3 protein-coding genes are annotated in these 3034 nt (G+C 72.4%); 2 read left to right on the forward strand and 1 reads right to left on the reverse strand.

Annotated features, from left to right (window positions below; all coding sequences use genetic code 11):
- Positions 1–41 precede the first annotated feature (41 nt).
- Positions 42–1367, forward strand: a complete 1326-nt coding sequence (gene serS, locus ABD194_RS08245; RefSeq protein WP_343989919.1) for a serine--tRNA ligase — start codon at positions 42–44, stop codon at positions 1365–1367.
- 92 nt (positions 1368–1459) lie between these two features.
- A complete protein-coding gene (locus ABD194_RS08250; protein ID WP_343989922.1) occupies positions 1460–2401 on the forward strand; it encodes a TIM barrel protein in 942 nt (313 codons plus the stop codon).
- A 200-nt stretch (positions 2402–2601) separates the two neighbouring features.
- Here the strand turns inward: ABD194_RS08250 and ABD194_RS08255 are convergent.
- On the reverse strand, positions 2602–3034 hold a 433-nt coding region (locus ABD194_RS08255; protein ID WP_343989925.1), incomplete at its 5' end, for a ferritin-like domain-containing protein.

Below are 3034 nucleotides of genomic sequence, written 5' to 3' on the forward strand. Positions count from 1 at the left end.
TCGGTCGTGGTCGGCTCGGGCGCGTGGATAGGCTGGCCCGCGTGATCGACATCAAGCTCGTGCGCGACGAACCCGACCGGGTCCGCGCCTCGCAACAGGCCCGTGGAGAGGACCCGGGGATCGTGGACGCGATCCTCGCTGCCGACGAGCGCCGTCGGTCGTCCCTGGGCGAGTTCGAGTCGCTGCGTGCCGAGCAGAAGACCGTCAGCAGGTCGGTCGGGGCCGCGATGGGCGCCTTCCAGAAGGCGAAGAAGGGCGGCGCCGCCGACGCCGAGCACCTCGAGAAGGTGGCCCACGAGGCCCGCACGCACGCAGCTCGGCTCAGCGAGCAGGTCAAGGCGCTCGAGTCGGCGGCCGACGAGGCCGGCGCGGAGCTCGAGACGCTGCTGCGCAAGGTCGGCAACGTCATCATCGACGGCGTGCCCGTGGGCGGCGAGGACGACTACGTCGTGCTCGACACCATCGGCACGCCAAGGGATTTCGCGGCGGAGGGCTTCGAGCCGCTCGACCACCTGGCGCTCGGCGAGAGGCTCGGCGCCATCGACATGGAGCGCGGCGCCAAGGTCGGCGGGGCCCGCTTCTACTACCTCACCGGTGTCGGTGCCCTGCTCGAGCTGGCCCTGCTCAACATGGCGATCGCCCAGGCGACCGCGGCCGGGTTCACGGCGATGATCACCCCGACCCTCGCGCGACCGGAGATCATGGTCGGCGCGGGCTTCATGGACGCGCACGCCGAGGAGGTCTACCGCCTCGAGGCCGACGACCTCTACCTCACCGGCACCTCCGAGGTGGCCCTCGCCGGCTACCACGCCGACGAGATCATCGACCTGTCGGACGGCCCGAAGAGGTATGCCGGGTGGTCGGCCTGCTACCGCCGCGAGGCCGGGTCGCACGGCAAGGACACCCGCGGGATCATCCGCGTGCACCAGTTCCACAAGGTCGAGATGTTCAGCTACTGCCGTCCCGAGGACGCCGAGGCCGAGCACCAGCGACTGCTCGCCTGGGAGCGCGAGATGCTCGCCAAGATCGAGGTGCCCTACCGGATCATCGACACCGCTGCCGGCGACCTCGGCGGTCCCGCCGCCCGCAAGTTCGACTGCGAGGCCTGGGTGCCGACGCAGGGCAAGTACCGCGAGCTGACCTCCACCTCGAACTGCACGACGTACCAGGCGCGCCGGCTGAACACGCGCGAGCGCGACCCGAACGGGTCGGGCACCCGGGCCGTCGCCACGCTCAACGGCACGCTCGGCACGACGCGCTGGCTCGTGGCGATCCTCGAGAACCATCAGCAGCCCGACGGGTCGGTCCGCGTCCCCGAGGCCCTGCGCCCCTTCCTCGGCATGGACGTCCTCAAGCCTCTCGGCTGACGCAGCGTTCCTCCGGCCTCGAGGGGGCCGGTCTCGTCTAGGCTCGTTGGGACAACGAGGGGCGCGCCGGTGCGCCCGGAGGAGGCGCAGCAGTGACCCCCACCCCCACGCATTCGCACCCGGGCAACCCCGATGTCGTCCCGCCCCTGGACGAGCGAGTGGCCGGCGCGCCGATCTCGTGGGGCGTCTGCGAGGTCCCCGGCTGGGGTTGGCAGTACGACGCCCCCACGGTCCTGTCCGAGATGGCCGAGTCAGGCCTCGTCGCAACCGAGTTCGGCCCGGACGGCTTCCTCCCGGACGACCCCGCCGAGAAGGCCGAGGCGCTGCGGGCGCACGGGCTCCAGGCCGTCGGCCAGTTCGTGCCGGTGGTGTTGCACGACCCCGGGCACGACCCGCTCACCACCGTGGACCGCGCGCTCGACAGCCTCGTCGCGGCGGGCGCGTCGACCGTCGTGCTCGCCGCGGCCACCGGTGCCGAGGGCTACGACCGGCGGCCGGAGCTCGACGACGCCGGCTGGGACACCGTGCTCGCCAACCTCGAGCGCCTCGCCGAGGCCGTCAGCCGGCGCGGGCTCACACCCACCCTGCATCCCCACGTCGGCACGATGGTCGAGACCGAAGCCGAGGTCGATCGGGTCCTCGACGGCTCCACGATCGGCCTCTGCCTCGACACCGGCCACCTCCTCATCGGGGGTGGCGATCCCGTGGCACTCGCCACCCGGCACCCCGAGCGCATCGCGCACGTGCACCTCAAGGACGTCCGCCTCGACTGGGTGCGCCGTGTGCGGGGCGGCGAGGTCACCTACACCGAGGCGGTCAAGGGCGGGATGTACGTGCCGCTGGGACGCGGCGACGTCGACGTGCGAGCCATCGTCCACGCCCTCGAGGACGCCGGGTATGCCGGGTGGTACGTCCTCGAGCAGGACACCGTCCTCGACGGGCCGCCGGAGGGCGAGGGGCCCAAGGGCGCGGTGATGGAGAGCCTGGGCCACCTGCTCGGCATCGAGGCCCAGCGGTCCGGGGTGGGCATCTGACCTGCGGGCCGGGCGACACGGCCTACGACCGGCACCTCGACGGCTGCCCGGGGCTTTCGCATCACGGCCCTGCCCAGGAAGCCGTGTTCGGGTCTGCCGTCCGCCTCCAGTGGGCCGGTCACCGATCCCCTGTCGTGCCCGGACACGAGAACACCCCTCCGAGAGGTCTCGAAGGGGTGTCGTCGTGAGTCGGGTGACGGTCAGTCGGCGACCTGGAGGGCCTTGACCTCGTCGCGGGCCGCGACCACGGCGGCGTGCTGACGCGTCACGACCTCGCGGAAGCCGGCGCTGAGGTCGCCCTCGAGGGCCTTCTCGTACTCCGACACCGCGTGGTCCTCGCCCGTGACGGCCGCGCCGAGGAGGGTGCCGGCGTCGTCGCCGGTCAGGGCGTCCTTGACCGCGATCCACCCGCGGTGGACCGCGGCGGTCGCGGACCCGCTCTCGTCGACGTCGTCGCCGTACTCGTGGCCCATCTCGACGATCTCGCGTCGGAAGCCGGCCCGCTGCTCCGACAGGCGCTGCAGCGTGGTGGCCCACTCGGGGCGGTCGCCGTCCCGCAGCTTCTCGGCGGCCGAGGCGAATCCTCGCTCGCCGTCCTTCAGCGTCTCCACGAGCTCCTTGGCGACCTTTGCA

Source organism: Terrabacter terrae (assembly GCF_039529575.1).
In the GTDB taxonomy this organism is placed as follows: domain Bacteria; phylum Actinomycetota; class Actinomycetes; order Actinomycetales; family Dermatophilaceae; genus Terrabacter; species Terrabacter terrae.